This is a genomic window from Microbacterium sp. ZW CA_36 (assembly GCF_044987475.1).
Lineage (GTDB): Bacteria > Actinomycetota > Actinomycetes > Actinomycetales > Microbacteriaceae > Microbacterium.
Genome location: NZ_JBJDRL010000012.1, coordinates 33766 through 60236 on the forward strand (window position 1 = coordinate 33766; position 26471 = coordinate 60236).

Consider the following 26471-nt stretch of genomic DNA (forward strand, 5'->3'; position numbering starts at 1 on the left):
TTTCGAGCCGACCATACACTCTTATGTCTAATACGGGAATAAGTTAGGTCACCGCACCGCGAATGCTGTCGATCGTCGGTCGCCCGATCGCGAACCAGCGCGGGAAGGTGACGTCGAACAGCTGTTCGCGGGCGAGCTCCGCGCCACCGCGCATCGGCTCGCGCACGTCGTTGGCCGAGTTCAGGATCGTCAGATCGCGCGTTGCGAGGGGCAGCGACAGCTCGTATACGCGCTGGCGCACCTCCGCCAGAAACAGTTCGCCCGCCGATGCCACCGCGCCGCCGATGACGATGAAGCTGGGGTTGAACACGTTGACCAGCGTCGCCGCCGACTCCCCGATCACTCGGGCCGACCGCTGGATGAGGGAGATCGCGAGGGCGTCCCCGTTCTCGGCGGCGATCGATATGCGCTCCGGATTCACCGGCTCGCCCGCGGCTGCGGCACGTGCGAGGGCGCCGGTCGCGCCCTCGGCGATCGCCGCCTCGGCGTCGCGGACCAGTGCCCAGCCGCCGGCAACGGCCTCGAGGCATCCGACCTTGCCGCATCGGCACAGTTCCTCGGACTCGCGGACGCGAACGTGGCCGATGTCTCCGGCTGCGCCGTTCGCCCCCCGGTGGACGTGCCCCTGCGAGAGCAGGCCGGCGCCGATGCCGGTGCCCACCTTGACGTAGATGAGGTCCAGCCTGTCGTCGCCCCGCCGTGCGCGCTCGCTGAAGGCGAGCAGGTTGACGTCGTTGTCTACCCAGACCGGCGCATCGAAGCGCTGCTCGAATCGCCGCCGCACGTCGAAGCCGTTCCACCCGGGCATGATGGGCGGTGCCACGGGCCGACCGCTGTTGAAGTCGACCGGGCCGGGAACGCCGACGGTCACCGCCCAGACCGGCACCTCGGGGTTGCGGCCCAGCAGTTCGTCGATCATCGCCATGACCGTGTCGAGCGTCTCCGCCGGTCCGCGGGCGATGTCCCAGCCCTGATCGATGTGGTCCTCGATGTCGCCGTCGAGCGCGGCGATCCCGATGTGGATGTGGAGGGCGCCCAGTGCGCACACCAGGATGCGCCCCCGCTCGGCGCGGAACCGCAGGGTGCGGGGCGCGCGTCCCCCCGAGGACGGCCCGAACTCACCGTCCTGGAGGTAGCCCATCTCGATGGCCTGATCCACCCGCTGCGTGACCACGCCGCGACCGAGGCCGGTGACGCGGCCGATCTCGGGGCGGGTCGTCGCCTCGCCGCGACGCACCATGTTGACGATGCGCAGCAGGCTGGTGACCTCGTCGGTCTGGGCGCCGAAACGGAGGGTGGATTCGCTGGCCATGGTCGATCTTGACACAACTCAATGCAGTGAATGCGGATATAAGCCACCTCTATAGTTCGGGATGTCGCCACTTAGGTACGCTTGATACGTAAGTGTTTCCAGGCTCGAGTGCAGACATCGCGCGGAACCTGACTCAGGATCGAGGGAGATCGGATGCGCAGCGGCGTCGGCGTCATCGGGGCGGGACCGGGCGTGTCGGCCCTGCACCTGCCGACACTGGCGAGGCTCGCGGACAGGGTCGAGGTCGTGCACGTCTCCGACGGCGGCAGCGGGGGCGCCGCGGCGCTCGCGGCGCGCAGCGGGGCGGCCCACTCTGTCGGCGCCGCAGAGCTGCTCGCCGACCCGAGGGTCGAGACCGTGGCGATCTGCAGTCCGCCGCACCTCCACGCCGCGCAGGTGCGTGCGGCCGTCGCTGCGGGCAAGCGGGGTGTGCTGTGCGAGAAGCCTCTCGCGCTCACCCAGGACGAGGCCGAGGCGGTGATCCAGGAGTGCCGTGCCGCCGGGACCGCGCTGGTCGTCGGCACCAATCACCTGTTCGATCCCGCGTGGGTCAGCGCGAAGCACCACCTCGTCGCGCATGGCGGCCGCGTCCGCACCGTCTCGATCACGGTCGCTCTCCCACCGAATGCGCGCTACCACGACCTCGTCACCGAGTTCGCGCCCGCCGCCGAGTCGCCGACCCGCCGGCAGCCGGACTGGGGTGACGCCGAGGTCGCGGCATCCGTCGTCAGGCAGCTGATCGTCGGCCTCGGTGTGCACGACCTGCCCATCGTGCGCGATCTCGCGCCGCGGCTCGAGGAGGTGGTCTATGCGCGCCCGGTCGCACCGATCGGCTTTGCGGTCGGGTTCGTCGCCGGCGGCGTGCTGGTGCAACTGAACGCCGTCATGCTCCCGGGTGGGGCCGACGCGCTGTGGCGCATGACGATCGGCACATCGCTCGACGAGCTCGAGGTGCAATTCCGGCCCGCCTTCACGCACGACGGGAGTGCGGTGGTGCGCGTCCGTGATATCGAAGGCCGCGTGATCGAGTATCCGCGGTCCGCGGGCGACGGGTACGTCGCCGAGTGGGAGGCGCTCGCCGCGACCCTGGACGGTGCCGAGGTGGTCGAGTACGACGAGCTGCTGGCGGATGCGCGCTACGCGATCGATCTCGCGGATGCCGCAGCCGACGCCGTGCGAGAGGCGATGGCGTCATGATCGGCGTGACGACGGCCCTCGCGCCTTACCGGGTCGCCATCGCCGAGCTGCCGTTGCGCGCTCGGGCGGTCGATGCGGCGGACGGGGCGATCGCGGTGATCGACGGCACTCGCGGTCGGGGACGAAGCGGACTGACCGGTGCTGCCGCTGTCGTCGTCGCCGACCCGGCGCCCGGTTCGCCGACTGCGTTCCCGCCGGGGATTCCTGTGATCGTCGACCGTGAGCGGCTGCGTCCCGACGCCGCTCTCGGTGATGCCGCGGTCGACGCCGCGCTCTTCACGGTCGAGTGCTCGGCCGCCGCGGTCGCTCTGCCCGAGGCTGTGCGCGACGCGGTCGGCTGGCTGCGAGTGCTGAGCGGCGGTGAGCTGTCCGTCGACGAGGTGCGCGCGGGCCGGCACGGCATCATCGCGCTGCTGCGCACCGATGCCCGATCTCCGGCGGGGGCGCGTGCCGCGACGCTCGTCGCCACCGTCCTGGCGGATGCCTCTGCCGCGCCACGGCTGAGGGCCCTCGCCATCGGCCCGGAGCGCACGGAGGTGGTCGTCGACGGATCGGGCGCGACATCCGTCGTCGTGACCTCTGCGTCGGGAGCGCGCCACCTGCCCGTGCGGTACGAATCGCGCCGCCGCGTCGCGCTGCGTCGGGCCATCGATGCCGTCGGCGGCGCGGAGACCGGCGATCTCGCCGACCTCCGTCACGACGAGGCGGTCGCCGCGCTGCTTCTCGACGCCATAAACAGTGCTGATTCGTCGCATAGGCAGAATCGGCTTCCTGGATAGCGCGTGGCGGACGAAAGTAGTGTGCGGGGCAGTTCCCAATCGGAGTCTCCCGCCCCTTCGGAAAGGAAACCGATCGAAGATGATCAAACTGCTGTCCCACCTGTCGTACGTCGCGATCACGTCGCCGGACGTCGAGGCATCTGTCGAGTTCTATAAGGACCAGGTCGGCCTGATCGAGGTCGATCGCGTCGACGGCGCCGTCTACCTGCGCTGCTGGGGCGACTACTACGCGTACTCCGTCGTCGTGGTGCCTGGCGACGAGCCGGCACTCGAGACGATGGCCTGGCGTACGTCGAGCGCCGAGGCGCTCGACGAGGCCGCCCGCCGCATCGAGGCCGCCGGCGTCGAGGGCGAATGGCTCGACGACGTGCCCCAGATCGGCCGCGCCTACCGGTTCACCGGCCCGTGGGGTCACTCGATGACGCTCCACTGGGACGTCACGCGCCACCACGCCACCGACGCGAACGCGCTCGCGGGTGAGGCTGCCTCGATCTACCCCGACCGTCCGTCGCGGCGCAGCAAGGTCGCCGGGGCACCGCGTCAGCTGGATCACGTCACGATCGCGTGCAGCGACGTCGACGCGTTCGCCGCCTGGTACAACGACGTCCTCGGGTTCCGCATCATGGCCAAGACGATCCTCGACGAGGCGCCGATCTCGGTGTTCTCGGTGCTGACCACCAACGAGAAGTCGCACGACCTCGGCGTCGTGCTCGACGGCTCGAGCCGCGCCGGCCGCATCAACCACTACGCCTTCTGGGTCGACACCCGTGAAGAGCTGCTCATCGCGGCCGACGTGCTGGGTGAGAACGGCTACCCGATCGAGTACGGCCCGTCGATCCACGGCATCGGCGAGCAGAACTTCCTCTACTACCGCGAGCCGTCGAGCCTGCGGATCGAGCTGAACACCGGCGGCTACCGCAACTACGTGCCCGACTGGGAACCCAACACGTGGAAGCCCTCGCAGGGCTCGAACAACTTCTACCGCAACAGCGCCATGCCGATGTCGATGACCGAGTCGTTCCCGCCCGCCGACGGTCCGTCGGCGACCGAGGAGGGCGTGCCCGACGAGATCAAGGAAGCGCTCTTCAACCCCTACGCCAAGCACGGCCAGGGCTGAGACCCGGCCGGGGTGGCGCCGATCGCGCCGCCCCGGCCGCACCATTCGATCCATAGGAAGCAGACATGACGACGACGTCGACCGGACCCGATGCCCCCTTCGCCCTCGCCCGCTATCGGGAGGGGGATGCCGTGCGTCTGGGCCTCGTGGCCGCAGACCGCATCCGCCCGCTCACTCCCGAGCAACTGGGCGCTGCGAGCCTGAACGACTTCCTCGCCGCCCCCGACTGGGACCGGCTGGCGATGCTCACGAAGAGCGCCGAGGGCGGATGGATGCCGTTGGCCGACGTGACGCTGACCGCGCCGGTCGAGCCGCGACAGGTGCTGCAGACCGGCGCGAACTACCGGCAGCACGTGATCGAGCTGGTGGCGGCCGGGCTCACCAACAACTCCGACCGCACCCCGGAGGAGGCGCGCGAGTTCGCCGCCAAGATGATGGACGACCGTGCGGCGAACGGCGAGCCGTACTTCTTCATAGGCCTGCCCGCCTGCGTGGTCGGCGATGACGTGCCGCTGACGCTGCCGGCCTACAGCGACGTGCACGACTGGGAGCTGGAGCTCGCCGTCGTGATCGGCCGCGAGGCCTTCCGCGTCTCTCGCGAAGAAGCGCTCGACCACGTCGCCGGGTACACGATCGTCAACGACATCACCACGCGCGATCTGGTCTTCCGCAAGGACATGAAGGAGATCGGGACGGACTGGTACCGGGCGAAGAACGCCCCCGGCTTCCTGCCGACGGGGCCGTTCCTCGTGCCGGCCACGTTCGTCGACGGGTCCGACCTGAGTGTGCGGCTCGAGCTCAACGGCGAGGTGATGCAGGATGCCTCGACCAGCGACCTGCTCTTCGACATCCCCGCTCTCGTGTCGGGCGCGTCGCAGACCATGCCGCTGCTGCCGGGCGACATCCTGCTGACCGGCAGCCCCGCCGGCAACGGACAGCACTGGAAGCGGTTCCTCCGCGATGGCGACGTCATGACCGGCACCATCGCCCACCTCGGCACCCAGGTCGTCCGCTGCGTCGCCGAGGAGGCCGCGCGGTGATCCAGCGCCAGAAGCCCCGGTCGTTGAGCGAGGGAGCGTCAGCGACCGAGACGAAACGCCTCGGACCGGCGAGCGAGGTCGGCTCGCGACGTTTCGACTCGCTTCGCTCGCTCAACGACCGGGAATCGAGCGAGGCATGAGTGCCGCACCCTCCGAGAACCCGGCCGACCTCGACCGCAGCCACCCCGAGGGTGAGATCGCCGCGCGCGCGGCGGCCTACCGCAACTGGGGTCGCTGGGGTGACGACGACGTGCTCGGCACGCTCAACTTCATCGACCCCGCCCAGCGCGTCGATGCCGCGGCGCTCGTGCGCGACGGTGTGGTCATCTCGCTCGCGCAGGCGTTCGACACGAACGGTCCCCAGAAGGGCTGGCGTCGACGCACCAACCCGGTGCACACCATGACCGACACGGGCGTCGACGCCGAGCGGGGCAACCAGGGCTTTCCGCACGGCATCGGCGGAGCCGACGACGTGATCGCGATGCCGCTGCAGTGCTCGACGCAGTGGGACGGTCTCGGGCACATCTTCGACCACGGCACCGCCTGGAACGGCCGCCGTGCCGGCGACGTCGTCACGAGCGAGGGCGACCTCGTCACGGGCATCGAGCACGCGGCATCCGTCATCGTCTCCCGTGGTGTGCTGCTCGACGTCGGCCGGCACATCCACCCGGAATCGGGTGAGCTCGACGACGGCTACGCCGTCACCGTCGCCGACATCGAGGCGACGATCGCGGCGCAGGGCGCCTCGAGCGCCGTCGGACGCGGCGACATCGTCCTGGTGCGCACCGGCCAGTACGGCCGCACGCGCCGCGAGGGCTGGGGCGACTACGCAGGGGGCCCGGCGCCGGGGCTCTCGCTGACGACGGCGGGATGGCTGCACCGCACCGAGATCGCCGCCATCGCGACCGACACGTGGGGCTTCGAGGTTCGGCCCAACGAGTTCGACGCGCCGGCGTTCCAGCCGCTGCACCAGGTCGTCATCCCGAACATGGGGCTCACGATCGGCGAGATGTGGAACCTCGAAGAGCTCGGCGCCGCGTGCGCCGCGCGAAGCCGCTGGGAGTTCCTGCTCTCGGCCGCACCCCTGCCGATCACTGGAGCGGTCGGCTCGCCGATCAACCCCGTGGCCATCCTCTGACCCGAACATCATCCTGAAGAACAGAGAGGTTCTGACATGACCGCCGTACACAAGGTCGCCGTCATCGGCGCCGGAGTCACCGGCCTCGCCGCCGCCATCCAGCTCGCGAAGGCGGGCGTCGAGGTCGACGTCTTCGAGGCGAAGCCGGAGCTCAGCCCGCTGGGCTCCGGCATCTCGCTGCAGGGCAACGCCCTGCGGGTCTTCGACGCGCTGGGCGCGTGGGACGACATCCGCGCTGCCGGCTACCCCTTCGAAGGCCTCAACCTGCGTGCGCCCGGTCCGGCCGCGCCGATCGTCGCCGAGCTTCCGGACGTCAAGACGGGCGGGCCGGATTATCCGGCGGCGATGGGGATGCCGCGGCCCGCTCTCGCGCAGATCCTGCTGGCCCATGCCGAGAAGGCCGGCGCTCGGGTGCGCTTCGGCGTGAAGCTCACCGCATTGGAGGACGCGGCCGGCGACCGCGTGAACGTGATCGTCGATGGTGAGAGCGCGGGGGAGTACGACCTCGTGATCGGCGCGGATGGGCTGCACTCGACCGTGCGCGAGCTCATCGGCATCGAAGAGAAGCCGCAGTCGACGGGCATGGGCATCTGGCGCACGTTCGTCTCGCGCCCCGCCGACGTCGTGCGCAGCGAGCTGTACTACGGCGGCCCGGTCTACATCGCTGGCTACACGCCGACCGGCGACGACACGATGTACGCCTTCCTCGTCGAGAAGGCGCAGGATCGCTTCGCCGTCTCGGACGACGACGCCACGCGCATCATGCTCGAGGAGTCGCGCGCGTACGGCGGACCCTGGAACGCCATCCGCGCCGACCTCGAGAAGGGAGCGCACGCGAACTACACCTGGTTCACCCAGCACATCGTGACCGAGCCGTGGAACCGCGGGCGGGTCGTCATCATCGGGGATGCCGCGCACTCGTGCCCGCCGACGATCGCCCAGGGCGCGGCGCAGGGCCTCGAAGACGCCTTCGTGCTGACCGAGCTGCTCACCTCGCGCGACGCCGTGGACCAGGGGCTGTGGGACGAGTTCCACGCACGACGGCTGCCGCGCGCGACCGCGGTGGTGGAGGCATCCGTCCAGCTGGGCCAGTGGCAGATCGACGGCAACCGCGACGCGGACGCCGGCGGGCTGATCTTCGGCATCGCACAGAAGATGGCGCAGCCCGCATGAGCGCCGGCGAAGCCGGAGCGATCACCGGCACCGCGGTCACCGATGTCCACGCCCACCTGCTCCTGCCCGCGCTGCATGCCGAGGTGGAGCGGCGGGCGCCGGAGGGCGTGGCCGAGGCCGCCGACCTCGAGCGTCGCCGCAACGGCGTCGAGAGCCTGCAGGCCTCCGGGGCGATGGTCGGCGCGCGCATCCCGCAGCTCACCGACGTGAACGCTCGGCTGGCTGCGATGAACGCGCAGGGCGTCGAGCGGCAGTGGGTCAGCGTGTCCCCCAACCACTTCTACCCGTGGGCGCCCGAGGGTCTTGCGGTGTGGGTCGCCATGGAGACCAACCGCCTCATCGCCGAGCACGTCGCGCAGGCGCCCGACCGGCTCACCGGGCTCGGCGTCGTGCCGCTGCAGCATCCGTCGCGGATCGTCGAGTACCTCGACGACGCCGTGCTCGGCAGGGGACTCGCCGGCGTGGAGATCTCGTCCTTCGCCGGCGACGTCGAACTGTCGGACGAACGACTCGAGCCGTTCTGGGTGCGCGCGGCCGAACTCGGCTGCATCGTGTTCCTGCACCCGTTCGGCTGCAGCCTCGACGAACGGCTCGACCGGTTCTACCTGTCGAACACCGTCGGCCAGCCCACCGAGAACGCCGTCGCGCTGTCGCACCTGATCTTCGCGGGCGTCCTCGACCGCCACCCCGGCCTCAAGATCGTCGCCGCTCACGGCGGCGGCTACCTGCCGTTCGCGATCGGCCGGTCCGACCGCGCGTGGCGCGTGCGGCCAGAGGCCCACGGCTGCGTGCACGAGCCGTCGAGCTACCTGAAGAAGCTCTGGTTCGACACCGTCGTGCACGACCCGGTCGCGCTCAGGCACCTGGTCGAAGCGGCCGGCGCGGGGCGCGTGCTGCTGGGCAGCGACTTCCCGTTCGACATGGGCCTGGACGACCCGGTCTCGTTCGTGCGCGGCGCCGGCCTGCCCGCCGAGCTCACCCAGCGCATCCTCGGCGGCAACGCCGCCGCGCTCCTCGCGACCAAGGTGCCGGCATGAGGATCGCCCGGTGCGCGGGCGGTTCCCGCGCAGGAGACGGGGGCGCCTGATCCGATCGTCACGGTGTCAGGCGCAGGCGCTTCGGCAGCGGTCCGCTGGGCTCGCGCGACAGCGAGGGGACGGTGCGCATCAGCGCTTCGCGCAGCCAGACGATGGCGGCGTCATCCTCGTCGCGGGGGTGCCAGTAGACGCACTCCGTCATCGGGATCGTGATTCCCTCGGGCAGCTCGAAGATCGCCAGGTGAAGGGTGCGCGACGCTTTCGCGGCCAGCATCCGGGGCACGAGCGCCACCATCTCGGTGCCCGACACGAGCAGCGGGAGAGAGGCGAGACCGAACAGCCGCGCGCCGACGACATGATCGATGCCGGCCCTGCGCAGGACGTCCTGCATGTTGTCGTGGTCGGGGTCGTTCAGGTAGGCGATCGCGTGCGGCAGTTCCGACAGGCGCGCGATGCTCGGCTCCGGAGCGGACAGCGCGGCGTTCCCGGGATCGGCGATGAGCACGAAGTCATCGGTGAACAGCTCTTGGCTGTGTCCCGGGATGTTGAAGCCGACCGGTCCGACGATCACGTCCAGCCGACTGTACGGACTGAGCGTTCCGTCGCGCTCCGGCTGCGGCACGAAGTCGACGGACGCGCGCGGGGCCTCCTCCGAGAGCGTCCGCAGCAGGGGCCCCGCGAGGATCGCCGTCATGTAGTCCGTCGCACCGATGACGAAGCGCCGCTCTGTCTGGGCGGGATCGAAGGACTCCTTCCGGTCGATCACCGGCTCCAGTTCGCGCACGGCGCGACTCACGGCTGGAAGAAGATCCCGTGCGAACGGCGTGAGCTGCATCGTGCGACCGGCGCGCACCAGCAGGTCGTCGTCGTAGTGCCGGCGCAGCCGGGCCAGCGCGGCCGAGGTGGCGGGTTGGCTCAGATGCAGCCGCTCGGCGGCGCGCGTGACGTTGCGCTCCTCGAGCAGCGCCAGGAGCGGACGCAGCAGGTTCAGATCGAACGTCGCCACTGCCGCCTTCCTATCCATGGCGTGGATACCACGCATGCCCGATTGCAGATTGCATGAATACTACGCCGTTGAAAGCATGGAGCGTCGCGCGCGGACGCGCGGCATCCGACTTCACCGTTGAAGGAAGCAGTACCCCAATGGCCGAGACCATCACGTCACCCAGCCCATCCCAGGCCAAGGCATCCGGCGAGTTCCGCCGCGGATGGCCGACGCTCGTGTTCAGCACGTTCGGCGCGGCGGTGGGCCTCAGTTCGCTGGGCTACATCCTGGGCACGATGGTCGTGCCGCTGCAGGCGGAGTTCGGCTGGGGGCGCGGCGAGATCAACCTCGCGTCACTGATGAGCTCGCTCGGCCTCGCGGCAGCCCTCCCCTTCGTCGGCAGATTCCTCGACCGGTTCGGCGTCAAGCGCGTCGCGGTCATCTCGATCCCGCTGTTCGTGCTCATGCTCGTCATGATCGGCCTGTTCACCACGAGCCTCGCGACCTTCCTCGCGTTCTACGCGCTCGCCGGCATCCTGGGCGCCGGAACCTCGGCCGTGACGTACTCCAAGGCCGTCGTCGAGAAGTTCGACCGTCGCCGCGGCATCGCCCTGGGCATCGTCGCCGGCGGGCTCGGCGCGGCCGGTCTGTTCCTGCCGCCGCTCATGGGCATCGTGATCGCCGACAACGGCTGGCGCGCGGCCTACCTCACGATGGCGCTGCTCGGTGCGCTGCCGTTCGTCCTCGTGTTCTTCGCCCGCCTCAGCGCCCCGGCAACCGTCGCGGCGGTGGACCGCTCCACACTGCCGGGACTCACGGTCGCGACCGCCCTGCGCAACCGGGCGTTCTGGAGCCTGTGCGTCGTCTTCTTCCTCCTCGGCTGGGCGCTGCTGACGATGGTGCCCCACTTCGTTCCGCTGCTGATCGACTCCGGAGTCGATCCAGTGCGGGCCGCGTTCCTGTCGTCGCTGGTCGGAGTGGGGACCGTCATCGCCCGGCCGCTGATCGGCTGGCTCTTCGACCGGTTCTACGCCACCTATGTCGCCGTCCCCCTCTTCCTCGCTGCCGCGCTGGGGTGCCTGCTCCTGCTGTGGGCCGGCCCGAGCTTCGCCCCGCTGACCGCGCTCCTCATCGGCATCGGATTCGGCGCCGAGATCGACCTCATGGGGTACCTCAGCTCGCGCTACTTCGGCCCGCGCGCCTTCGGCACCCTCTACAGCATCGTCTACAGCGTGTTCATGATCGGCAGCGCCTTCGGCCCGGTCACCGCCGGCTTCGCGTTCGATGCCACCGGGAGCTACAGCATTCCGCTCATCACCGCGGCATCCATGATGGTGATCGCCACGGTCATCCTCCTGACGCTGCCGCGCTTCTCGAAGGAGAGCGCCGCGTGACCGATGCGCCGCGCATGCAGCGGCTCGCCGACGGGGTCTGGGCGTACGTCCAGCCCGACGGCGGGTGGATGATCAACAACACGGGGCTCGTCGACGATGCCGGCGGTGCCACCAGCATCGACGTCGCCTCGACGGAGGCGAGGACGCGCGCGTACCTCGCCGCGGCCGCACAGGTCGCGTCCTCGCCGATCCGGCGGGTGGTGCTCACCCACTCACATCCGGATCACTGCAACGGCGCATCGCTGCTGCCGGATGCCGAGATCATCGCGCACCGCCGCGTGGCCGACGATCTGCGGGTACCGCACCGGCTCGCACCGCACATCTTCGCGCCGTTCGTCCAAGGCGCCGCGACACCGCGGCTGCCGACGATCGTGTTCGACGATCACCTGACGATCGCGCCCGAGGGGCGACGGATCGACGTGCGGCATCCGGGGACGCCGGCGCACACGACGGGCGACGCCTACGTCTGGCTTCCTGCGGAGCGCGTGCTCTTCACGGGCGACCTCGTTTTCCACGGCGGCACCCCGTTCGCGCTGTCGGGCTCGCCCGCCGGCTGGCTGCGCGCCCTCGAGCAGATGGCGTCGCTCCAGCCCGAGATCGTCGTTCCCGGGCACGGCCCGGTCGGCGGACCCGAGCTGTTCGCTCCGGTGGCGGAATACCTGCGGTTCCTCATCGACGCCGCCGCCGACGCCCGCTCCCGCGGCCTCTCGCCGCTCGAGGCGGCGCGCACGCTGGACCTCGGCCGGTTCTCCGGGCTCGCCGAGCGGGAGCGGATCGTCGGGAACCTGCATCGCGCGATGGCCGAGGTGGAGGGCGGGCAGCCCGACATCCCCTCCGCGTGGCAGGACATGTACGAGTACAACGGCGCCCAGCCGTTGGAGTGCCGCGCCTGACAGGCTGACGGCAGGAGAGAAGGGGTCCGCATGAGGATCGCGCGCTGGAGTCACAAGATCACCGTCGGCGAGGGCTTCGTCGTCGACGACCGCGTCGTCGCGTTCCCGGACGGGCTGACCGTCGCCGACATCCTCGCCGGGGGAGTGGATGCCGCTCGCGCGGCGTTCGCGCGGGTGCACGACGACGCCGGCACGCCGCTCTCCGATGTGCGGCTGCTCGCACCCCTTGTGCCGGCATCCGTCCGCGACTTCGTCGCCTTCGAGGAGCACGTCGAGGGCGTGAGCGCGGGCGTGGAAGGCAAGAGCCACGTCGCCGACGAGTGGTACGAGGCTCCCACGTTCTACTTCACGAACCCGCACACGATCCTCGGTCCGGGCGACGTGCTGCGCCCGCCCGTCACCGAGCGGCTCGACTTCGAGCTCGAGGTCGCGGTGATCATCGGCGCGACGCGCGACGTCGGCGAGTCCAACCTGACGCCGGAGGACGCGGCATCCGTCGTCTTCGGGTACACGATCATGAACGACTGGTCGGCCCGCGACCTGCAGGGCCGCGAGATGAAGGTGCGCCTCGGCCCCGCGAAGGGCAAGGACTTCGGCACCGCGCTCGGCCCGTGGATCGTCACGGCCGACGAGCTCGAGCCCTTCCTCGACGCCGCCGGCTTCCTCGCGATCCGCGCCGAGGTCTACGTCAACGGCGAGCTCATCGGCGAAGACCTGGTGTCCAATGCCGGCTGGCCGTTCCCCGAGTTCGTCGCGTACGCGTCGCGCAATTCGCGCGTCGTGCCGGGCGATGTGCTGGGCAGCGGCACGGTGGGCAACGGCGGATGCCTCGGCGAGCTGTGGGGACGCAACGGCGGCCTCGTGCCGCCGCCCCTGCGAGAGGGCGACGAAGTGCACATGGTGGTCGAGGGCATCGGCGAGCTCGTCGGCACCGTCGGCGCTGCGGTGCCGGCGCCCGACGTGCCACCGGCGCGCCCGCGGCCGCGGCTGCGGCGGCGCGAGGAACGATGACGCACCTGCCGGGTCTCGAGGGGCGCACGGTCGTCGTGACCGGCGCGGCCGGCGGCCAGGGCGCGGCCGCCGCACTGCTGCTCGCGTCGTCGGGTGCGCGTGTCATCGCGACGGATCTGGCGGACATCATGCCGGCGTACGAGGGCACCGGCGTTGCGTATCGTCGGCTGGACGTGACCGACGAGGCGGCCTGGATCGAGCTCGCGGCCGAGCTGCGCGTTTCGCTCGGCGGATCGTCTTTGCGCGGTCTCGTCAACAACGCCGGCATCACCCACCGTGCCCGCCTCGCCGAGACCGAGCGCGCCGACTGGGATCGCGTGCTCGCCGTGAACACGACAGGGCCGATGCTCGGCATCCGTCATCTCGCGCCGCTGATGGGCGCCGGTTCATCGATCGTCAACGTCGGGTCGGCCGCCGGGCTCACCGCCCACTACACGGCCGCCTATACGACGTCGAAGTGGGCCCTGCGCGGGCTCACCCACGTCGCCTCGAACGAGTACGGGCCGCGCGGCATCCGGGTGAACATCGTGCACCCCGGCTTCATCGAGACCGAGATGACGGCCGCAGCGCCTCCGGCGATGCGTGCCGCGCAGCTCGAGCTCACACCGCTGGAGCGGTTCGGCGAGGCGGACGAGGTCGCCCAGGTGGTCGCGTTCCTGCTGTCGGACGCCGCGGCGTACGTGTCGGGCGCCGAGATCCCCGTCGACGGTGCTTTCACCGCGGCCGGTGCCGCCAAGTACATGAGCGATCGCATCCGAGCAGGCGTCGCGGCGTCGTCGGCATCTTTAGTTGAAAAAGAGCAGAAGTCGGACTAGAATCGACGTGACGTTGGGGTTCTGCCGAACTCGATCCCGTCCGTGAGGTTGCGGCCGGGGCACATCCGGTCGCGTCGACGGCCCGATCGGTCGGGCGCCCCGTATGCCACTCTCTCCCGCCAGAACGCGACTGCTCGTCGCCTCCCTTCTCGTCGTCGGCTTTCTCGGCGCGCTCGATCACACGATAGTCTCGACCTCGCTCGCGACGATCGCGGGTGAGCTCGGCGCCCTCGAGCACATGAGCTGGGTGGTCGTGGGCTACACGCTCGCGAGCACCGTGCTGCTCCCCGTGTTCGGCAAGCTCGGCGATGTTCTCGGCCCACGTGCCGTCTTCCACACGTCGCTCGTCGCGTTCCTGATCGCATCGCTGCTGTGCGGCTTCGCCACCGACATGGCGTGGCTCATCGTCGCGCGCGTGATCCAGGGCGCGAGCTCGGCCGGCTTGCAGCTCATGTCGCAGACGATCGTCGCCAAGGTGAGCACCCCCCGCGAGCGACCGAAGTACATGGCCGTGATCGGCGCGGCGTTCCCGATCGCGATCCTGGTGGGCCCGCTGGTCGGGGGACTGATCACGGACTACTGGGGCTGGCCGTGGGTGTTCTGGATCAACCTTCCGGTGGGCGTCGCCGCGCTCGTGCTCGCCCTCATCGCCGTGCCGCACATCGAGGGCGGCGCTCGCGGCCGGTTCGACGTGGCGGGGGCCACGACCTTCACCGTCGCGCTCGTCGCGCTCGTGCTGGCAGTGACCTGGTTCGCCGATCCGGCCGCGCGCGCCGGCGCCCTCGGGGCGCTGGCCGTCTCTCTGCTGGCGCTGATGACCTTCTTCTTCGTCGAGCGGCGGGCCGCGGAGCCGATCGTGCCGCTGCGGCTGTTCGCGGACCGCACGATCGCGGCGGGAACGGCGCTCTCGGCGATCATCGGCATCGGGCTGTTCTCGATCACGGCATACCTGCCGACCTACGTCCAGATGGCATACCGCACCAGCGCGACCGTGTCGGGGCTCGTCCCCATCGCGACCGTCTTCGGCATGCTGGTCAGCAACCTGCTGAGCGGATTCCTCGCGAGCCGTACCGGCCGCTACCGCGTGTACCCGATCCTCGGCACCACGCTCGGCGCCCTCGGCCTGCTGGTCATGGCGCTCCTTCCGGTGGGCATGCCGCTGTGGGTGCCGATGGTCGTGATGGCCGTCGTCGGCCTCGGCACCGGCGCGTTCATGAGCCTCATCGTCGCCGTCGTGCAGAGCGCGGCACCGCCGAAGGACATCGGGGCGGTCACGGCGAGCGTCAACATCGTTCGTCAGGTCGGCTCCACCGTGACGACCGCGATCATCGGCGCGGTCATCGGCTTCGGCGTGGCCGCACTGCTGCCCTCCGCCATGGATGACGCGACGCTGACCCCTGCGCTGGTGCAGGCCGCGTCGCCCGCGGTTCAAGCCGGTGTCGCGGGCATCTACCGAGACGTGTTCGCGCCCGTCTTCCTCGCGCTCGCCGCCGTGTACGCGCTCGGCATCGTGGCTGCAGTGCTGCTGCCGCACGGGCGGCTGTCCGACGAGGCCTCGGCCACGGTCGAGCCGCGGCCCGCCACCGCCTGAGCACGGGACCCGCGGGTGCGGCAGTCGCTTGCCGGCAGGGACTCAGCCACGTGGCCGCGACGGTCGAAGGGGACTCGCCGCGACCTGGTGATTCCGGAGAGCGGATGCCGCGGCATCCGCTCTCCGGATCGATCAGGCGGCCGTCACCGGGGCGGGCTGCTGCCGGGGCAGGACGAATGCGAGGATCGCGGCGACGATCGCGGCCGCGATGCCGACGATGCCCACGGCGACCGGCAGCGGCGCGCCGGTGCCGGCAGTGAGCGCGCCCATCAGGAGCGGCGTGACGAACTGCCCGAAGAAGAAGGCGGCGGTCCACCAGCCGGTCGCGCGGCCGCGCTCCTCGAACCGGGTCCGCGAGACCACCCACGTGACGAGCGAGGGGAGCAGGATGCCCGAGCCGTAGCCCGCGACGATCGCGCCGACCAGCACCCCGGCGAAGCCGTCGAAGAGCCACACGATGACCATACCCACGGCCTGGAGCCCGAACGCCAGCGGGAGCTGCAGCCGCGTGCCCGCCTTCGCGATGCGCGGGAACGTGAAGGCGCCGGCCGCCGTGGCGAGCGACGCGATCGCCGCGACCAGGCCGATCGTGGCCGTGTCGTCGGCGGCCACGCCGGTGCCCACGACGAGGTAGCTGACCTCGATGATCATGACGTAGAAGGTGAAGCCGCCGAAGAGGGTGACCACGAGCGGCAGGCCGAGGATGCGCCACGGCACGCGGGCCTTCTCGCCGGTCGGCACGTGGAGGTCGGTGGAGTCGCCGCGGCCGGGCTCCCACAGCGAGAACACCATGGCGACGGCGATCGGGATCGCGATGGCGTAGATCCAGAACGGCGCATGCCAGCCCGCCGAGCCGACCGCGCCCCCGACGGCGATGAACACCGTCGCGCCGAGGGTCGTGGCGACGGTCTGCAGGCTGAGGTACCTGTTGCGGCGGTGCTCCTCGTGGAAGTAGTCCACGATGAGCGTCGTGCAGACGGTCATGATGGCCGCTTCGAACAGGCCGACGAACGCACGACTGATCAGGATGCCGGTCAGGTTGTCGAGCCACGCCGGCACGGTGCCGGCCACGGCGTAGGCGAACATCGCCACGACCAGCAGGGTCTTGCGACCGGTGCGGTCGATGATCTGCCCGGCGAACGGCGCGAACAGCGCGATCATCAGCGCCGGGATCGCGACGATCATCGGCACCAGCACATCGGCACCCGGCTGGTCGCCGAAGTGCTCCGAGAGCTGGGGCAGGACCGGTGTGATGAGGACCGACCCCATCACGGGCATGCAGCTGCCGGCCAGCAGGAGGGTTGCCTGCCAGGCTCCGGCGCGTCGAGGGGTCGTCGTCTGGGCGACCTCGAGGTTGGGCTTCGTCATTGAAATCTCCTTTGACTCCACCCTCATTGAAGGGGTTCCGAGGAGATCGGCGAAGACCGATTCCGTGATCGCGCGCATCGATGGCGCTGATGCCCTCCCGCGGCCCGCAGCAGCCTGCTGCCCGGTGCGGTCGCGTCGCGCAGGAGCGACGCGAGCTCAGCCCGCCGAGCGGAACCGATCCACGAGCCGGCGGTACACCTCCGCGCTGGGCTTGGCGGTGCGTTCGAAGCTCTCGCGGTCGACGCTGTGGAGTCCGAGCTGCGGGCCGTAGCCGAAGATCCACTCGAAGTTGTCCATCAGCGTCCAGTGGCAGTAGCCGATCACGGGCACGCCGCCGGCGATCGCCTGTGCCAGACCGGCCAGCGACGGCTCGATGAACGCGGCACGGATGCTGTCATCCGGCGTGCCCACGCCGTGCTCGCTGACGAGGACCGGAACGCGCGCGACGGAGTAGGCGTACTCGACGGCACCACGCAGCGAATCGGGTTCGACAGTGGTGCCCATGCCGTTGAGGCTCGCGTCGGGCTCGGGCGGGAGCTGTCCCTCGGGGCCGTACGCGATGCGCTCGTAGTTCTGCACGCCGACGAAGTCGTCGCCCTGGGCGAGTTCGAGCCAGTGCTCGTACACCTCGGCACGCTTGCGGTCGCGCGTCGCCTCGCCGCCCGGACCGGCGACGTCGTCGACCAGCGCGAGCGAGAGGCCGACGCGCAGGTCGGGGCGACGCGCCTTGATCGCGGCCTTGCCTGCCCGATGGCCGGCGGTCATGCCGGCGCGCATGCCGGCGAAGTCCTTGCGCAGCATCACGTTGCCGGCGCGGTAGGTCTCGACGCCGGCTTCCCGCCCGGCTGCCTCGAGCGTCTGACGCTCCAGTTCGGCGACGAACTCGGGCAGGTGCGCCCACGTCAGCATCTCGGGCAGGTCCGGCTCGTTGAAGGTGACGGCGAGGGCGATCCGGTCGCCGAAGCGGTCCATGACGACACCGCAGTACCGGGCGAACAGCTCCGGCGCCTCGCGGTCGAGCCACGCGCCGCGCGCCGCGAACCAGTGCGGCGACGTGAAGTGGTTGAACGTCACGATCGGCGCGAGCCCGCGGGCGAGGCATCCGTCGATCACGGCCTCGTAGTGCGCGAGCGCCTCGTCCGAGAACTCGCCCTCCTGAGGCTCGATGCGCGCCCACTCGACGGAGAAGCGGTAGGCGTTCAGACCGAGTCCGGCGACGAGGTCGAGGTCTGACTCCCACAGCTCCCATCCGTTCGTCGCTTTGCCGGAGCGCTCCTGGAAGACGGTGGGCGTCACGTTCTCGAGGAACCAGGTGTCGCTGTGGACGTTGTCGCCCTCGTTCTGGTGTCCGGCGGTGGCGACGCCCCACAGGAAATCGGAGGGGAAGACGGGCGATGTCATGGGCGAGTCCTTTCTCGGCATCCACAGCTTGCCATAGTTGTTCACTCAATAAAAGCATGTTTCACTGTGCGGATCCGGAGATGACCGCCACATTAGGCGTTCGCTAACGGGAAGCAGGTGAATCCGAATGGCCAAACGGGTCGTCCGGGGTCAGCCTTGGTCCAAGGATCGCGCCACCCGACGGCGATCCGCGACACCGAAGTCCGCAGCAGCACACCGATCACAGGAGATCAGGATGTCCCGACACACCACCCGCGGCGCCGCCGTCATTGCGGCCGTCGCCGCCACCGCCCTCACCCTCACCCTCACCGCCTGCAGCGGAGCTGCCGAATCCAGCGACGGCGGAGATGTGGCTGACACGTCGAAGCTCACCATCGCACTCGACTCCGATCAGGCCGCGCTCGGCTACGACCCCGTGCGCTACGGCAGCGGGCAGCGGTTCTTCTACGAGGGCATCTACGACTCGCTGTTCGTCCTCGATGAGGACGGTCAGGTCGTGCCCGACCTCGTCACGTCGTTCGAGTACAACGACGACCAGACGCAGCTGACCCTCGATCTCGACACCACGGCCACGTTCGACGACGGCACCGCCCTGAGCGCCGACCTCGTCAAGGAGAACCTCGACGCCCGCGGCAATCCCGATCTCTCGGCCTACAGCGGGTTCGCCGCCGGCGGTGAGAGCGAGATCTCGGACGTCACGGTCGTCGACGACGACACCGTCACGCTCACCTTCGCCGCAGCCCAGCCCGGATTCGAGGCGAACCTCGTGCTGCCCGCGGGTGCCATCGTCGGCCCCACGGGGGCCGCGGACCGTTCCAGCCTCGACACGACGCCGGACGGCTCCGGCCCGCTCACCGTCGACGAGGACGCGACAGTCAAGGGCAACTCGTACCTGCTCGTGAAGAAGGACGACCACGACGCCGCAGCGGACTACCCGTTCGACACCTATGAGTTCCGTCCGATCCTCGACCCCCAGGCGCGTGTGAACGCGGCGATCTCGGGCGAGGTCGATCTGGCGTTCATCACGTCCGACACGCAGGCGCAGGTCGAGTCGGCCGGCATCGGGCTCGTCGCGAACGGCGGCACCGTCCAGAACATCGTCGCGTTCGACAAGGCCGGGGCCCTCGGCCCGCAGTGGGCGGACCCGCGCGTCTACCAGGCGCTCTCGATGGCGATCGACCGCGAGGCGTACGTCAACGCCGTGCACCCCGGTGAGCTGCCGACGGCGAACGCCCTGCCGGCCGACAACGCCGGGTACCTGCCCGAACTCGACGAGGAGTACGCGTACGACCCCGACGCCGCGAAGGACCTGCTCGCCGAGGCCGGCTACCCCGACGGGTTCGACTTCACCTTCACGATCTCGTCCGCCAGCCAGCGCGACCTCGAGGCGCTGCAGCCGTACTGGGAGGCGATCGGCGTGAACATGACGCTGAAGAACGCGGCCTCGACCGAGGAGATCTTCGCGGTCGTGCAGACCGAGCCGCTCGGCGGTCCGCTGCCGCTGACCTGGACCAACCCCCTGGGCAACGTGTTCGGCGTGCTGTTCGGCTTCGCGAACTTCCACGGTGCGGAGAACCCCGAGATCCAGGCGGCCGCCGGTGCCTACGGTGCAGCGACGGGCGACGAAGAGGCCCAGGCCGCTGCGCTGAAGGACCTCAACCGCGCGATCGTCGACTCGGGTTGGCTCATCCCGCTGTTCGAGCAGCTCGCACCGTGGGCCTACAACACGGCGAAGGTGGCAGAGCCCACCTTCCCGGGCGCCGAGGCGTTCCCGATCCTGGCCACGATCCAGCCCGCATCCTGATCCGATGACGGTGCCGGCGGGCTCATCCCGCCGGCACCGCCGTCAGGAGGAGTTCCGATGCTCATCTTCGTTCTGAAGCGCGTCGCGTGGGCCCTGCTCACGCTGCTGATCGCGTCGTGGATCGCGTTCGTGCTCGTCCATCTCTCGGGCTCGACGCCCGGCGGCGTGGCGCTCGGTCAGTCCGCCACGCCCGAGCAGGTGGTCGCCTACAACGAGTCCATCGGCTGGTATGAGCCGTGGATCCAGCAGTACCTCGTCTGGGTCGGGCAGGTGCTGCAGGGCAACCTCGGCACGTCCCTGATCGACGGGCGCCCGATCGGGCCCGACATCGCGAAGCGGCTGCCGGTCACGGCGGCGCTCGCCGCCGGGGGCACGATCCTCAGCGCCGTGCTGGGCATTGTGCTCGGGGTGATCGCCGCCGTCCGCCGCGGCGCCGTCGACCGGTTCATCACGGTGCTCACCGGCGTCATGCTGTCGCTGCCCGCCTTCTGGGTCGGCATCCTGCTCGTCTACGTCTTCGCCGTGCAGCTGCGACTGCTGCCGGCCACGGGCTTCGTCCCCTTCGAGGTCAGCCCCGAGAAGTGGTTCAAGTCCCTGGTGCTCCCCGTGCTCACGATCGCGATCACCTCAGCGGGGTTCATCGCGCGGCAGACGCGCGCATCCATGGCGGAGGCGCTGGCCCAGGAGCACATCCGCACCCTGCGCGCGGTCGGCACCCCGAGTGGTCGCATCATCTACGTCCACGCGCTGCGCAGCGCCAGCCTGCCGATCCTCGCGACCATCGCGGTCCAGTTCATCGTGCTGTTCGGCGGCTCGGTGATGATCGAGCTGCTGTTCGCGCTCCCCGGCATCGGCCAGGCCATGCAGTCAGCCGTCGGCTCGGCCGACCTGCCGTTCGTCCAGGCTCTCGTGCTCGTCGCGACGCTCGTCGTCGTCATCGTCAACGTGGTCCTCGAGACCCTCAACCGCACCCTCGACCCGAAACTGCGCACATCATGACGGTCTCGACCACCTCCATCCTCACCATCCGCCGCTCCGAGCGGCGGCGCGGCACCCGGCTGTTCCGGTCGCCGACCGCCGTCCTCGCCCTCGTCTGGCTCATCGGGCTGGTCGTCGCATCGCTGACCTCGCCGTTGTGGCTGCGGTACGGACCGCTCGAGCAGGACCTCTCGGCCGTGCTGCAGGGGCCGTCCGCCGCGCACCTCCTCGGCACCGACGAGCTCGGCCGCGATCTGCTGTCGCGCATCGTGACGGCGGCAGCCTCGACGCTCGCGATCGGATGCATCCCGCCGATCGTCGCGGTGCTCATCACCGTTCCGGTCACGCTGTGGGCCGTGCGCAGCCCGCGCGCAGAGGCGACGATGAACCGCGTCAGCGAGATCGTGATGTCGCTGCCGGGGACGGTGATCATCCTCGCGTTCATCGCGGCGGTCGGCACCAACATGCCGCTCGTGATGACGCTTCTCGGCGTGCTCCTCTTCGGTGCCCTCTACCGGATCTTCTTCGGCCAGGCCAAGGCGCTGCAGAAGCAGCTGTTCGTCGAGGCCGCCGCGGTCGACGGCGTGCGGCCGACGGCGGCGAGCTTCCGCCATGTCCTGCCGAACATGTCCACGACGGTGATCGTGCAGTTCGTCCTCTTCTTCGGCGTCGGCATCATGATGCAGGCCGGCCTCGCGTTCATCGGCCTCGGGCCGCAGCCGCCCGAGCCCACCTGGGGCGGCATGATCCAGACCGCCGCCCGGTTCATCTTCCAGCAGCCCTGGATGATGGTGCCCACCGGCGCCGTGCTGGCGCTCACGATCATCGCGGCGAACTCGCTCGCCGACGTGCTGTCGGGCGGGGCGGCCACGCCGCCGCCGCTGGTCGCCCTCCGGCGGCGCAAGAAGAAGACCGCGTCGGACGACGAGTACCTCGTGGCGCTGTCGCCCGCGGGTGCCGGGGCGTCCCTCCCGGCCGAGGCGACGGCACTGTTCCCCGTCGAGACGTCCGCCGACCTGCCCGAGGTCGTCGCCGCGCTGCCGGCCGACAACATCGGCACCAGCGCGCCGGATCTGACCGACCGACCGCCCGCCCGCGCCGCCGCCGACGGCGAGCTCATCATCGAGGACCTCGTGCTCGGCGTCGAGGGTGGCCCGGCGCTCGTGACGGGCGTCTCGCTGCGGGTGCAGCCCGGCCGCGTCATGGGCCTCGTCGGCGAGTCGGGATGCGGCAAGAGCGTGACGTCCTACGCGATCCTCGGCCTGCTCTCGCCCGGCCTCGCGGTCCGCTCCGGCCGCATCCAGTGGGGCGCGACCGACCTCGCCCAGGCCGACGAGCGCACGCTCGCCAAGGTGCGCGGCCATGACATCGCCTTCATCTCGCAGGAGCCCGGTCGCGCGCTCGATCCCATGTTCACGGTCGGGTGGCAGCTCGGCGCCGCCGTCAAGCGACTCCGGGGAGTCTCGTCGCGCGAGGCGAGGCGGATCGCCGCGGGCCTCCTCGAAGACGTCGGGATCGTCGACGTGCCGCGGGTGCTCCAGAGCTATCCGCATCAGATCTCGGGGGGCATGGCGCAGCGCGTCGCGATCGCCCTCGCCCTGGCCGGCTCGCCGCGGCTGCTCGTCGCCGACGAGCCCACGACGGCGCTCGACGTCACCATCCAGGCCGAGATCCTCGCGCTGCTGCGAGGACTCGTCGCCGCGCGGGGCATGTCGATCATCCTGGTCACCCACGACCTCGGCGTCGTCGCCGACCTCTGCGACGACGTCTCGGTCATGTACGCCGGCCAGATCGTCGAGACGGGCACCGTCCGGGACGTGCTCGTGCGGCCCGAGCACCCGTACACGATGGCGCTCCTGGCCGCGGATCCGCACGCGATCGTCGAGTTCGAGGGCACGACGAGGCTGGCATCGATCCCGGGCCAGGTTCCGCTGCCGGGTTCGTGGACGACCGGATGCCGGTTCGCCCAGCGCTGCCGCTTCGCCCGCGACGAGTGCATGACGGCGATCCCGCTGCTGCCGCGTGCCGAGGGCGAGGGCGGCGTGCGCTGCGTCCGGCGCGACGAGGTCCTCGGACGCCAGGAGGAATGGCGACAGCCCGTCGCCGTCGGAGGAGGAGACCTGTGAGCACCGTGCAGGACCGAGGGGACGCCGTCGGCGCCCCGCTTCTCGAGGTGCGCAACCTCGTCGTCCGCTACGGCAGGAAGGGCCTGGCCGCCGTGGACGACGTGTCGTTCACGATCGCACGCGGCGAGACCCTCGGCCTCGTCGGCGAGTCGGGGTCCGGCAAGACCACCATCGGCCGCGCCATCCTCGGCCTCCAGCCGGTCACGAGCGGCCGGATCCTGTTCGAGGGTCGCGACATCACGAGCCTCGGCGCCTCGCAGCGCCGTGCCCTCCAGGGCGACCTACGGGCCGTGTTCCAGGATCCGTTCTCGTCGCTCAACCCGCGGCGTCCGATCGGCGACGCCATCATCGAGCCGTTGCGCGTGGCGGGTGTGCCGCGCGCGGAACGGGACCAGCGCGTGCAGCAGGTGCTCGACGCCGTCGGCCTCGCGCCGGGATCGGAAGCGCGGTACCCGCGCCAGTTCTCCGGCGGGCAGCGTCAGCGCATCGCGATCGCGCGGGCGCTCGTCACCGACCCGCGGCTCGTGGTGTGCGACGAGGCCGTCAGCGCGCTCGACCTGTCCACGCAGGCGCAGGTGCTGAACCTCCTCGCCGACCTGCGGGCAGGCAAGGACCTCGGCTATCTCTTCATCGCGCACGACATGGCCGTCGTCGAATTCCTCGCCCAGCGGGTGGTGGTGCTCAACCGCGGCCGCGTCGTGGAGGAGGGGCCGACGCTGGAGGTGATGCGCAACCCGCGCGAGCACTACACGCGCGTGCTCATGGCGGCGTCGCCGGTTCCCGATCCTGACGAGCAGGCGCGCCGCCGGGAGGCGTGGCGCGAGCTCAAGGCCTCCGCCGCCTCGGCCGCCTGAGGGGAGGTGACCGGACTGGGCGCCGGCCTGCAGCCCGAGTGCCGGTCAGTGGAAGGTCGCGTCGACGAGTGGTGAGAGCGCCTGCGCGGTCTCGCGGAAGGTGTCGACCATGGGGTTGAGGCTGTCGGTGAGGCTGCAGAGCACGATCGTCGCCGGTTCGATGTCGTGGATCGGGATGAACGCCAGCTCCTCGCGCCGGTAGTGACGGCTGGCCGATTCGCCCGCGATGTTGACGCCGGCGCCCGCCGCGACGAGTTCGAGCAGGCCTTCGACGCTGTCGGCCGTCGGTCCACGTCGGGGGCGCGTGCCGTCCGGGCGAGGATCCACGATCCACCAGTCCACGACTTCGGGCACGCCCTTCGCGACGGAGACGAACACCTCGTCGCCCGTCTCCAGGATCGACAGCGACTCCCGCTGCGCCAGCGGGTGATCCGAGCGGACCACGAGGACGCGCGCCTCGCGCCAGAGGGGCTCGGCGCGCACGCGCGGCGGCAGGTGCATCGGCCACGGGGCGAAGACCACGTCCACGCGTCCGCCTTCGAGATCCTCGGCGACGTCGAAGAACCCCAGGCGCCGCATCTCGATCCTCGCCTGCGGGATAGCCTGCATGGTCGCGGCGATGGCGGCGGTCGTGAGGGTGCCGGCGCCGGCTGCGACGACGCCCACCCGAAGCACCGGCGCGTCTCGATCCCGCTTCACCGAACGAGCCCAGCTGAGCAGCTGGTCGTGGTCGTCCTGCACGCGCCGGGCGAGGGGCAGGAGGTCCCGGCCGTAGGGTGTCAGCTCGACCTTGCGGGGGCTCCGGTCGAACAGCTTCACGCCGAGCTGCTGCTCGAGGCGACTGATCTGCTGGCTGAGCGACGGCGGCGTGATGCTGAGGCGCTCCGCGGCCCGGCCGAAGTGCAGCTCCTCGGCGAGCACGCAGAAGTACCGGATCACGTGGATAGGCACATCCATGCTCGGATCTTAGCCTGTGGCTAACGCCGGGTAGGGATGTCGAACTTCCTTCCTCCCGGCATCCTGCTGAGACTGGAGAGGTCCGGAACACCCGATCGGAATGGCCCGACAGTTCCGGCTGCCTAACGGCACGCACTGCTTTACGAGGAGGTAAGCATGACTCTTTTCCCCGTCGACGACCCCGACAAGGTCGCCTTCACCGGTGTCCTGCCCGCGGGGCCCCGTCCGTTCGTCCTCGGCGAGGGCCAGGGCGAGAAGTCCCTCGTCTTCGACCAGCTGTTCGAGATCCTGCTGTCGGGCGACGAGACCGACGACCAGTTCGGAGCGTGGACGATGAAGGCGCGTCAGGGCGACCGCATCCCGGCGCACGTCCACCTCAAGACCCACGAGTTCTTCTACGTCGTGGACGGCGAGATCTCGGTGTGGATGGACGACCAGGCCGGCTACCACTCCAAGACCACGCTGACGACCGGCGACTTCGCCTACGTCCCGGCGGGGATCGTCCACGCCTTCAAGATCGAGAACACCACGACCGTGTTCGGCGCGGGCAGCGCGGGCTTCGAGCGGTTCTTCCACGCCATCGGGCAGAAGACCGACGCGACCGAGCCGCAGGGCATCTTCGTGCCCGACTTCTCGGTGATGCGCGCGGCGGGGGAGAAGTACGCGACGATCTTCATGCCCGAGTTCCGGTTCCGCGACTGACCGCGCCATGTCCACGATCCTCGAGATCGACTTCGCCCAGCCGCCCGGGTTCCGTCCGCTGTCGCTCGATCTGCGGACTCCCTCGGCCGCGGACGCCCCCATCGTCGTGTTCCTGCACGGCGGCGGGTGGCTCCGCGGCAGCCGCAAGGTGTTCACGCCGGGGATCGGGGCCGCCGAGTCGTTCGACCGGATCGTGGCCGCGGGCTTCGCGGTGGCCTCGTGCGAGTACCGGCTGAGCGGCGAGGCGCTGTTCCCGGCGCAGCTGGACGACGTGGCGGCGGCGCTGGCCTGGCTTCACGCGCACGGGGCGGAGCACGGCGTCGACGCCTCCCGCCTCGTGCTGTGGGGCGTGTCGGCAGGCGCGACGCTGGCCGCGCTCACGGGGCTCGGCCGCGACGACGTGCGCGGAGTCGTGGACTGGTTCGGCCCGACGGACCTGATCGCCCTGGCGCAGCACGACACCGGCGAGCCGCCGGCCGAGACGCGGGAGGCCCGTTGGCTGGGCGCTCCGGCGACGGAGATCCCGGATGCCGCACTCCGGGCGAGTCCGATCGCCCACGTGCATGCCGGGTCGCCGCCGTTCCACATCTCCCACGGGACCGACGACGAGCACGTGCCGTTCGCGCAGAGCGCGTCGTTCGCCCGAGCACTGCGCGCCGCCGGTGCCGACGTCGAGTTCCACCCCGTCGACGGCGGCCGGCACTTCTGGCAGGGGCTCCACGACACCGGGCCGGTGTTCGACCGGGCCATCGACTTCGCCGCGCGGGTCACGGCGCGCGTGCAGCCGGGGTGAGGGCGG

At 70.4% G+C, this 26471-nt stretch carries 23 protein-coding genes; 18 read left to right on the forward strand and 5 right to left on the reverse strand.

Annotated features, from left to right (window positions below; all coding sequences use genetic code 11):
- Positions 1-43: 43 nt before the first annotated feature.
- Positions 44-1312, reverse strand: a complete 1269-nt coding sequence (locus ACI3KX_RS07745) for an ROK family protein (protein WP_363355364.1) — start codon at positions 1310-1312, stop codon at positions 44-46.
- A 153-nt stretch (positions 1313-1465) separates the two neighbouring features.
- Between ACI3KX_RS07745 and ACI3KX_RS07750 the strand changes: the two genes are divergently transcribed.
- From ACI3KX_RS07750 to ACI3KX_RS07780, 7 genes are all read left to right on the forward strand, one after another.
- Complete coding sequence (locus ACI3KX_RS07750; protein ID WP_404909272.1) at positions 1466-2509, forward strand: Gfo/Idh/MocA family protein; 1044 nt, start codon at positions 1466-1468, stop codon at positions 2507-2509.
- Positions 2506-3288 (forward strand): hypothetical protein, encoded by a 783-nt coding sequence (locus tag ACI3KX_RS07755; protein ID WP_363355360.1) that lies wholly within the window; start codon positions 2506-2508, stop codon positions 3286-3288. The genes ACI3KX_RS07750 and ACI3KX_RS07755 overlap by 4 nt, the downstream gene beginning before the upstream one ends.
- A gap of 79 nt (positions 3289-3367) precedes the next feature.
- Positions 3368-4405, forward strand: coding sequence for a VOC family protein (locus ACI3KX_RS07760; RefSeq protein ID WP_363355358.1), 1038 nt, complete (start codon positions 3368-3370; stop codon positions 4403-4405).
- Positions 4406-4470: 65 nt separating this feature from the next.
- Positions 4471-5445, forward strand: coding sequence for a fumarylacetoacetate hydrolase family protein (locus ACI3KX_RS07765; protein ID WP_404909275.1), 975 nt, complete (start codon positions 4471-4473; stop codon positions 5443-5445).
- 136 nt (positions 5446-5581) lie between these two features.
- The gene (locus ACI3KX_RS07770) at positions 5582-6583 is read left to right on the forward strand and encodes a cyclase family protein (protein WP_404909277.1); all 1002 of its coding nucleotides are present in this window, start codon (positions 5582-5584) and stop codon (positions 6581-6583) included.
- 36 nt (positions 6584-6619) lie between these two features.
- Positions 6620-7756, forward strand: coding sequence for an FAD-dependent oxidoreductase (locus ACI3KX_RS07775; protein WP_404909279.1), 1137 nt, complete (start codon positions 6620-6622; stop codon positions 7754-7756).
- Positions 7753-8793 carry an amidohydrolase family protein gene (locus ACI3KX_RS07780; protein ID WP_404909281.1) on the forward strand — a complete coding sequence of 347 codons (1041 nt, stop codon included), beginning with the start codon at positions 7753-7755 and terminating at the stop codon, positions 8791-8793. The genes ACI3KX_RS07775 and ACI3KX_RS07780 overlap by 4 nt, the downstream gene beginning before the upstream one ends.
- Positions 8794-8851: 58 nt before the next feature.
- Here ACI3KX_RS07780 and ACI3KX_RS07785 read toward each other — a convergent pair whose 3' ends face one another.
- A complete protein-coding gene (locus ACI3KX_RS07785; protein WP_363355348.1) occupies positions 8852-9799 on the reverse strand; it encodes a LysR family transcriptional regulator in 948 nt (315 codons plus the stop codon).
- Positions 9800-9936: 137 nt separating this feature from the next.
- On the opposite strand from ACI3KX_RS07785, the gene ACI3KX_RS07790 reads away from it, so the two are divergent.
- From ACI3KX_RS07790 to ACI3KX_RS07810, 5 genes are all read left to right on the forward strand, one after another.
- Positions 9937-11172 carry an MFS transporter gene (locus ACI3KX_RS07790; RefSeq protein WP_404909284.1) on the forward strand — a complete coding sequence of 412 codons (1236 nt, stop codon included), beginning with the start codon at positions 9937-9939 and terminating at the stop codon, positions 11170-11172.
- Positions 11169-12065, forward strand: coding sequence for an MBL fold metallo-hydrolase (locus tag ACI3KX_RS07795; RefSeq protein WP_404909286.1), 897 nt, complete (start codon positions 11169-11171; stop codon positions 12063-12065). The genes ACI3KX_RS07790 and ACI3KX_RS07795 overlap by 4 nt, the downstream gene beginning before the upstream one ends.
- Positions 12066-12095: 30 nt before the next feature.
- Positions 12096-13076, forward strand: coding sequence for a fumarylacetoacetate hydrolase family protein (locus ACI3KX_RS07800; protein ID WP_404909288.1), 981 nt, complete (start codon positions 12096-12098; stop codon positions 13074-13076).
- On the forward strand, positions 13073-13891 hold the full coding sequence (locus ACI3KX_RS07805; protein WP_404909290.1) for an SDR family NAD(P)-dependent oxidoreductase: 819 nt from the start codon (positions 13073-13075) through the stop codon (positions 13889-13891). The genes ACI3KX_RS07800 and ACI3KX_RS07805 overlap by 4 nt, the downstream gene beginning before the upstream one ends.
- A gap of 103 nt (positions 13892-13994) precedes the next feature.
- On the forward strand, positions 13995-15482 hold the full coding sequence (locus ACI3KX_RS07810; protein ID WP_404909292.1) for an MFS transporter: 1488 nt from the start codon (positions 13995-13997) through the stop codon (positions 15480-15482).
- Positions 15483-15614: 132 nt separating this feature from the next.
- On the opposite strand, the gene ACI3KX_RS07815 is transcribed toward ACI3KX_RS07810, so the two are convergent.
- Both ACI3KX_RS07815 and ACI3KX_RS07820 read right to left on the reverse strand, forming a co-directional pair.
- Positions 15615-16850, reverse strand: a complete 1236-nt coding sequence (locus ACI3KX_RS07815; RefSeq protein WP_363355336.1) for an MFS transporter — start codon at positions 16848-16850, stop codon at positions 15615-15617.
- A gap of 156 nt (positions 16851-17006) precedes the next feature.
- Positions 17007-18251 carry a glycoside hydrolase family 1 protein gene (locus ACI3KX_RS07820; RefSeq protein WP_404909295.1) on the reverse strand — a complete coding sequence of 415 codons (1245 nt, stop codon included), beginning with the start codon at positions 18249-18251 and terminating at the stop codon, positions 17007-17009.
- A gap of 235 nt (positions 18252-18486) precedes the next feature.
- Here ACI3KX_RS07820 and ACI3KX_RS07825 point away from each other — a divergent pair, with 235 nt between their 5' ends.
- Genes ACI3KX_RS07825 through ACI3KX_RS07840 form a run of 4 tightly spaced genes read left to right on the forward strand, consistent with a single transcriptional unit; the run spans position 18487 to position 24013 of the window.
- The gene (locus ACI3KX_RS07825) at positions 18487-20055 is read left to right on the forward strand and encodes an ABC transporter substrate-binding protein (protein ID WP_404909297.1); all 1569 of its coding nucleotides are present in this window, start codon (positions 18487-18489) and stop codon (positions 20053-20055) included.
- A gap of 57 nt (positions 20056-20112) precedes the next feature.
- Complete coding sequence (locus tag ACI3KX_RS07830; protein WP_404909299.1) at positions 20113-21054, forward strand: ABC transporter permease; 942 nt, start codon at positions 20113-20115, stop codon at positions 21052-21054.
- Positions 21051-23159: a dipeptide/oligopeptide/nickel ABC transporter permease/ATP-binding protein gene (locus ACI3KX_RS07835; protein WP_404909300.1), complete on the forward strand. Its 2109-nt coding sequence runs from the start codon at positions 21051-21053 to the stop codon at positions 23157-23159. Before ACI3KX_RS07830 ends, ACI3KX_RS07835 begins: the two co-directional genes overlap by 4 nt.
- A complete protein-coding gene (locus tag ACI3KX_RS07840) occupies positions 23156-24013 on the forward strand; it encodes an ATP-binding cassette domain-containing protein (RefSeq protein ID WP_404909301.1) in 858 nt (285 codons plus the stop codon). The genes ACI3KX_RS07835 and ACI3KX_RS07840 overlap by 4 nt, the downstream gene beginning before the upstream one ends.
- A gap of 45 nt (positions 24014-24058) precedes the next feature.
- Here the strand turns inward: ACI3KX_RS07840 and ACI3KX_RS07845 are convergent, their stop codons facing one another.
- A complete protein-coding gene (locus tag ACI3KX_RS07845; protein WP_363355324.1) occupies positions 24059-24970 on the reverse strand; it encodes a LysR family transcriptional regulator in 912 nt (303 codons plus the stop codon).
- A 156-nt stretch (positions 24971-25126) separates the two neighbouring features.
- Between ACI3KX_RS07845 and ACI3KX_RS07850 the strand changes: the two genes are divergently transcribed.
- Both ACI3KX_RS07850 and ACI3KX_RS07855 read left to right on the forward strand, forming a co-directional pair.
- The gene (locus ACI3KX_RS07850; RefSeq protein ID WP_404909302.1) at positions 25127-25672 is read left to right on the forward strand and encodes a quercetin 2,3-dioxygenase; all 546 of its coding nucleotides are present in this window, start codon (positions 25127-25129) and stop codon (positions 25670-25672) included.
- A gap of 7 nt (positions 25673-25679) precedes the next feature.
- The gene (locus ACI3KX_RS07855; RefSeq protein ID WP_404909303.1) at positions 25680-26465 is read left to right on the forward strand and encodes an alpha/beta hydrolase fold domain-containing protein; all 786 of its coding nucleotides are present in this window, start codon (positions 25680-25682) and stop codon (positions 26463-26465) included.
- The last annotated feature ends 6 nt before the right edge of the window (positions 26466-26471 follow it).

Excerpts from the sequence above, each read along its gene's own strand:
- ACI3KX_RS07835 (WP_404909300.1), top strand. The coding sequence starts at position 21,051 with ATGACGGTCTCGACCACCTCCATCCTCACCATCCGCCGCTCCGAGCGG.
- ACI3KX_RS07800 (WP_404909288.1), top strand. The coding sequence starts at position 12,096 with ATGAGGATCGCGCGCTGGAGTCACAAGATCACCGTCGGCGAGGGCTTC.
- ACI3KX_RS07805 (WP_404909290.1), top strand. The coding sequence starts at position 13,073 with ATGACGCACCTGCCGGGTCTCGAGGGGCGCACGGTCGTCGTGACCGGC.
- ACI3KX_RS07825 (WP_404909297.1), top strand. The coding sequence starts at position 18,487 with ATGTCCCGACACACCACCCGCGGCGCCGCCGTCATTGCGGCCGTCGCC.
- ACI3KX_RS07780 (WP_404909281.1), top strand. The coding sequence starts at position 7,753 with ATGAGCGCCGGCGAAGCCGGAGCGATCACCGGCACCGCGGTCACCGAT.
- ACI3KX_RS07850 (WP_404909302.1), top strand. The coding sequence starts at position 25,127 with ATGACTCTTTTCCCCGTCGACGACCCCGACAAGGTCGCCTTCACCGGT.
- ACI3KX_RS07845 (WP_363355324.1), bottom strand. The coding sequence starts at position 24,970 with ATGGATGTGCCTATCCACGTGATCCGGTACTTCTGCGTGCTCGCCGAG.
- ACI3KX_RS07815 (WP_363355336.1), bottom strand. The coding sequence starts at position 16,850 with ATGACGAAGCCCAACCTCGAGGTCGCCCAGACGACGACCCCTCGACGC.
- ACI3KX_RS07790 (WP_404909284.1), top strand. The coding sequence starts at position 9,937 with ATGGCCGAGACCATCACGTCACCCAGCCCATCCCAGGCCAAGGCATCC.
- ACI3KX_RS07810 (WP_404909292.1), top strand. The coding sequence starts at position 13,995 with ATGCCACTCTCTCCCGCCAGAACGCGACTGCTCGTCGCCTCCCTTCTC.
- ACI3KX_RS07750 (WP_404909272.1), top strand. The coding sequence starts at position 1,466 with ATGCGCAGCGGCGTCGGCGTCATCGGGGCGGGACCGGGCGTGTCGGCC.
- ACI3KX_RS07755 (WP_363355360.1), top strand. The coding sequence starts at position 2,506 with ATGATCGGCGTGACGACGGCCCTCGCGCCTTACCGGGTCGCCATCGCC.
- ACI3KX_RS07745 (WP_363355364.1), bottom strand. The coding sequence starts at position 1,312 with ATGGCCAGCGAATCCACCCTCCGTTTCGGCGCCCAGACCGACGAGGTC.
- ACI3KX_RS07765 (WP_404909275.1), top strand. The coding sequence starts at position 4,471 with ATGACGACGACGTCGACCGGACCCGATGCCCCCTTCGCCCTCGCCCGC.
- ACI3KX_RS07770 (WP_404909277.1), top strand. The coding sequence starts at position 5,582 with ATGAGTGCCGCACCCTCCGAGAACCCGGCCGACCTCGACCGCAGCCAC.
- ACI3KX_RS07820 (WP_404909295.1), bottom strand. The coding sequence starts at position 18,251 with ATGACATCGCCCGTCTTCCCCTCCGATTTCCTGTGGGGCGTCGCCACC.
- ACI3KX_RS07775 (WP_404909279.1), top strand. The coding sequence starts at position 6,620 with ATGACCGCCGTACACAAGGTCGCCGTCATCGGCGCCGGAGTCACCGGC.
- ACI3KX_RS07855 (WP_404909303.1), top strand. The coding sequence starts at position 25,680 with ATGTCCACGATCCTCGAGATCGACTTCGCCCAGCCGCCCGGGTTCCGT.
- ACI3KX_RS07760 (WP_363355358.1), top strand. The coding sequence starts at position 3,368 with ATGATCAAACTGCTGTCCCACCTGTCGTACGTCGCGATCACGTCGCCG.
- ACI3KX_RS07830 (WP_404909299.1), top strand. The coding sequence starts at position 20,113 with ATGCTCATCTTCGTTCTGAAGCGCGTCGCGTGGGCCCTGCTCACGCTG.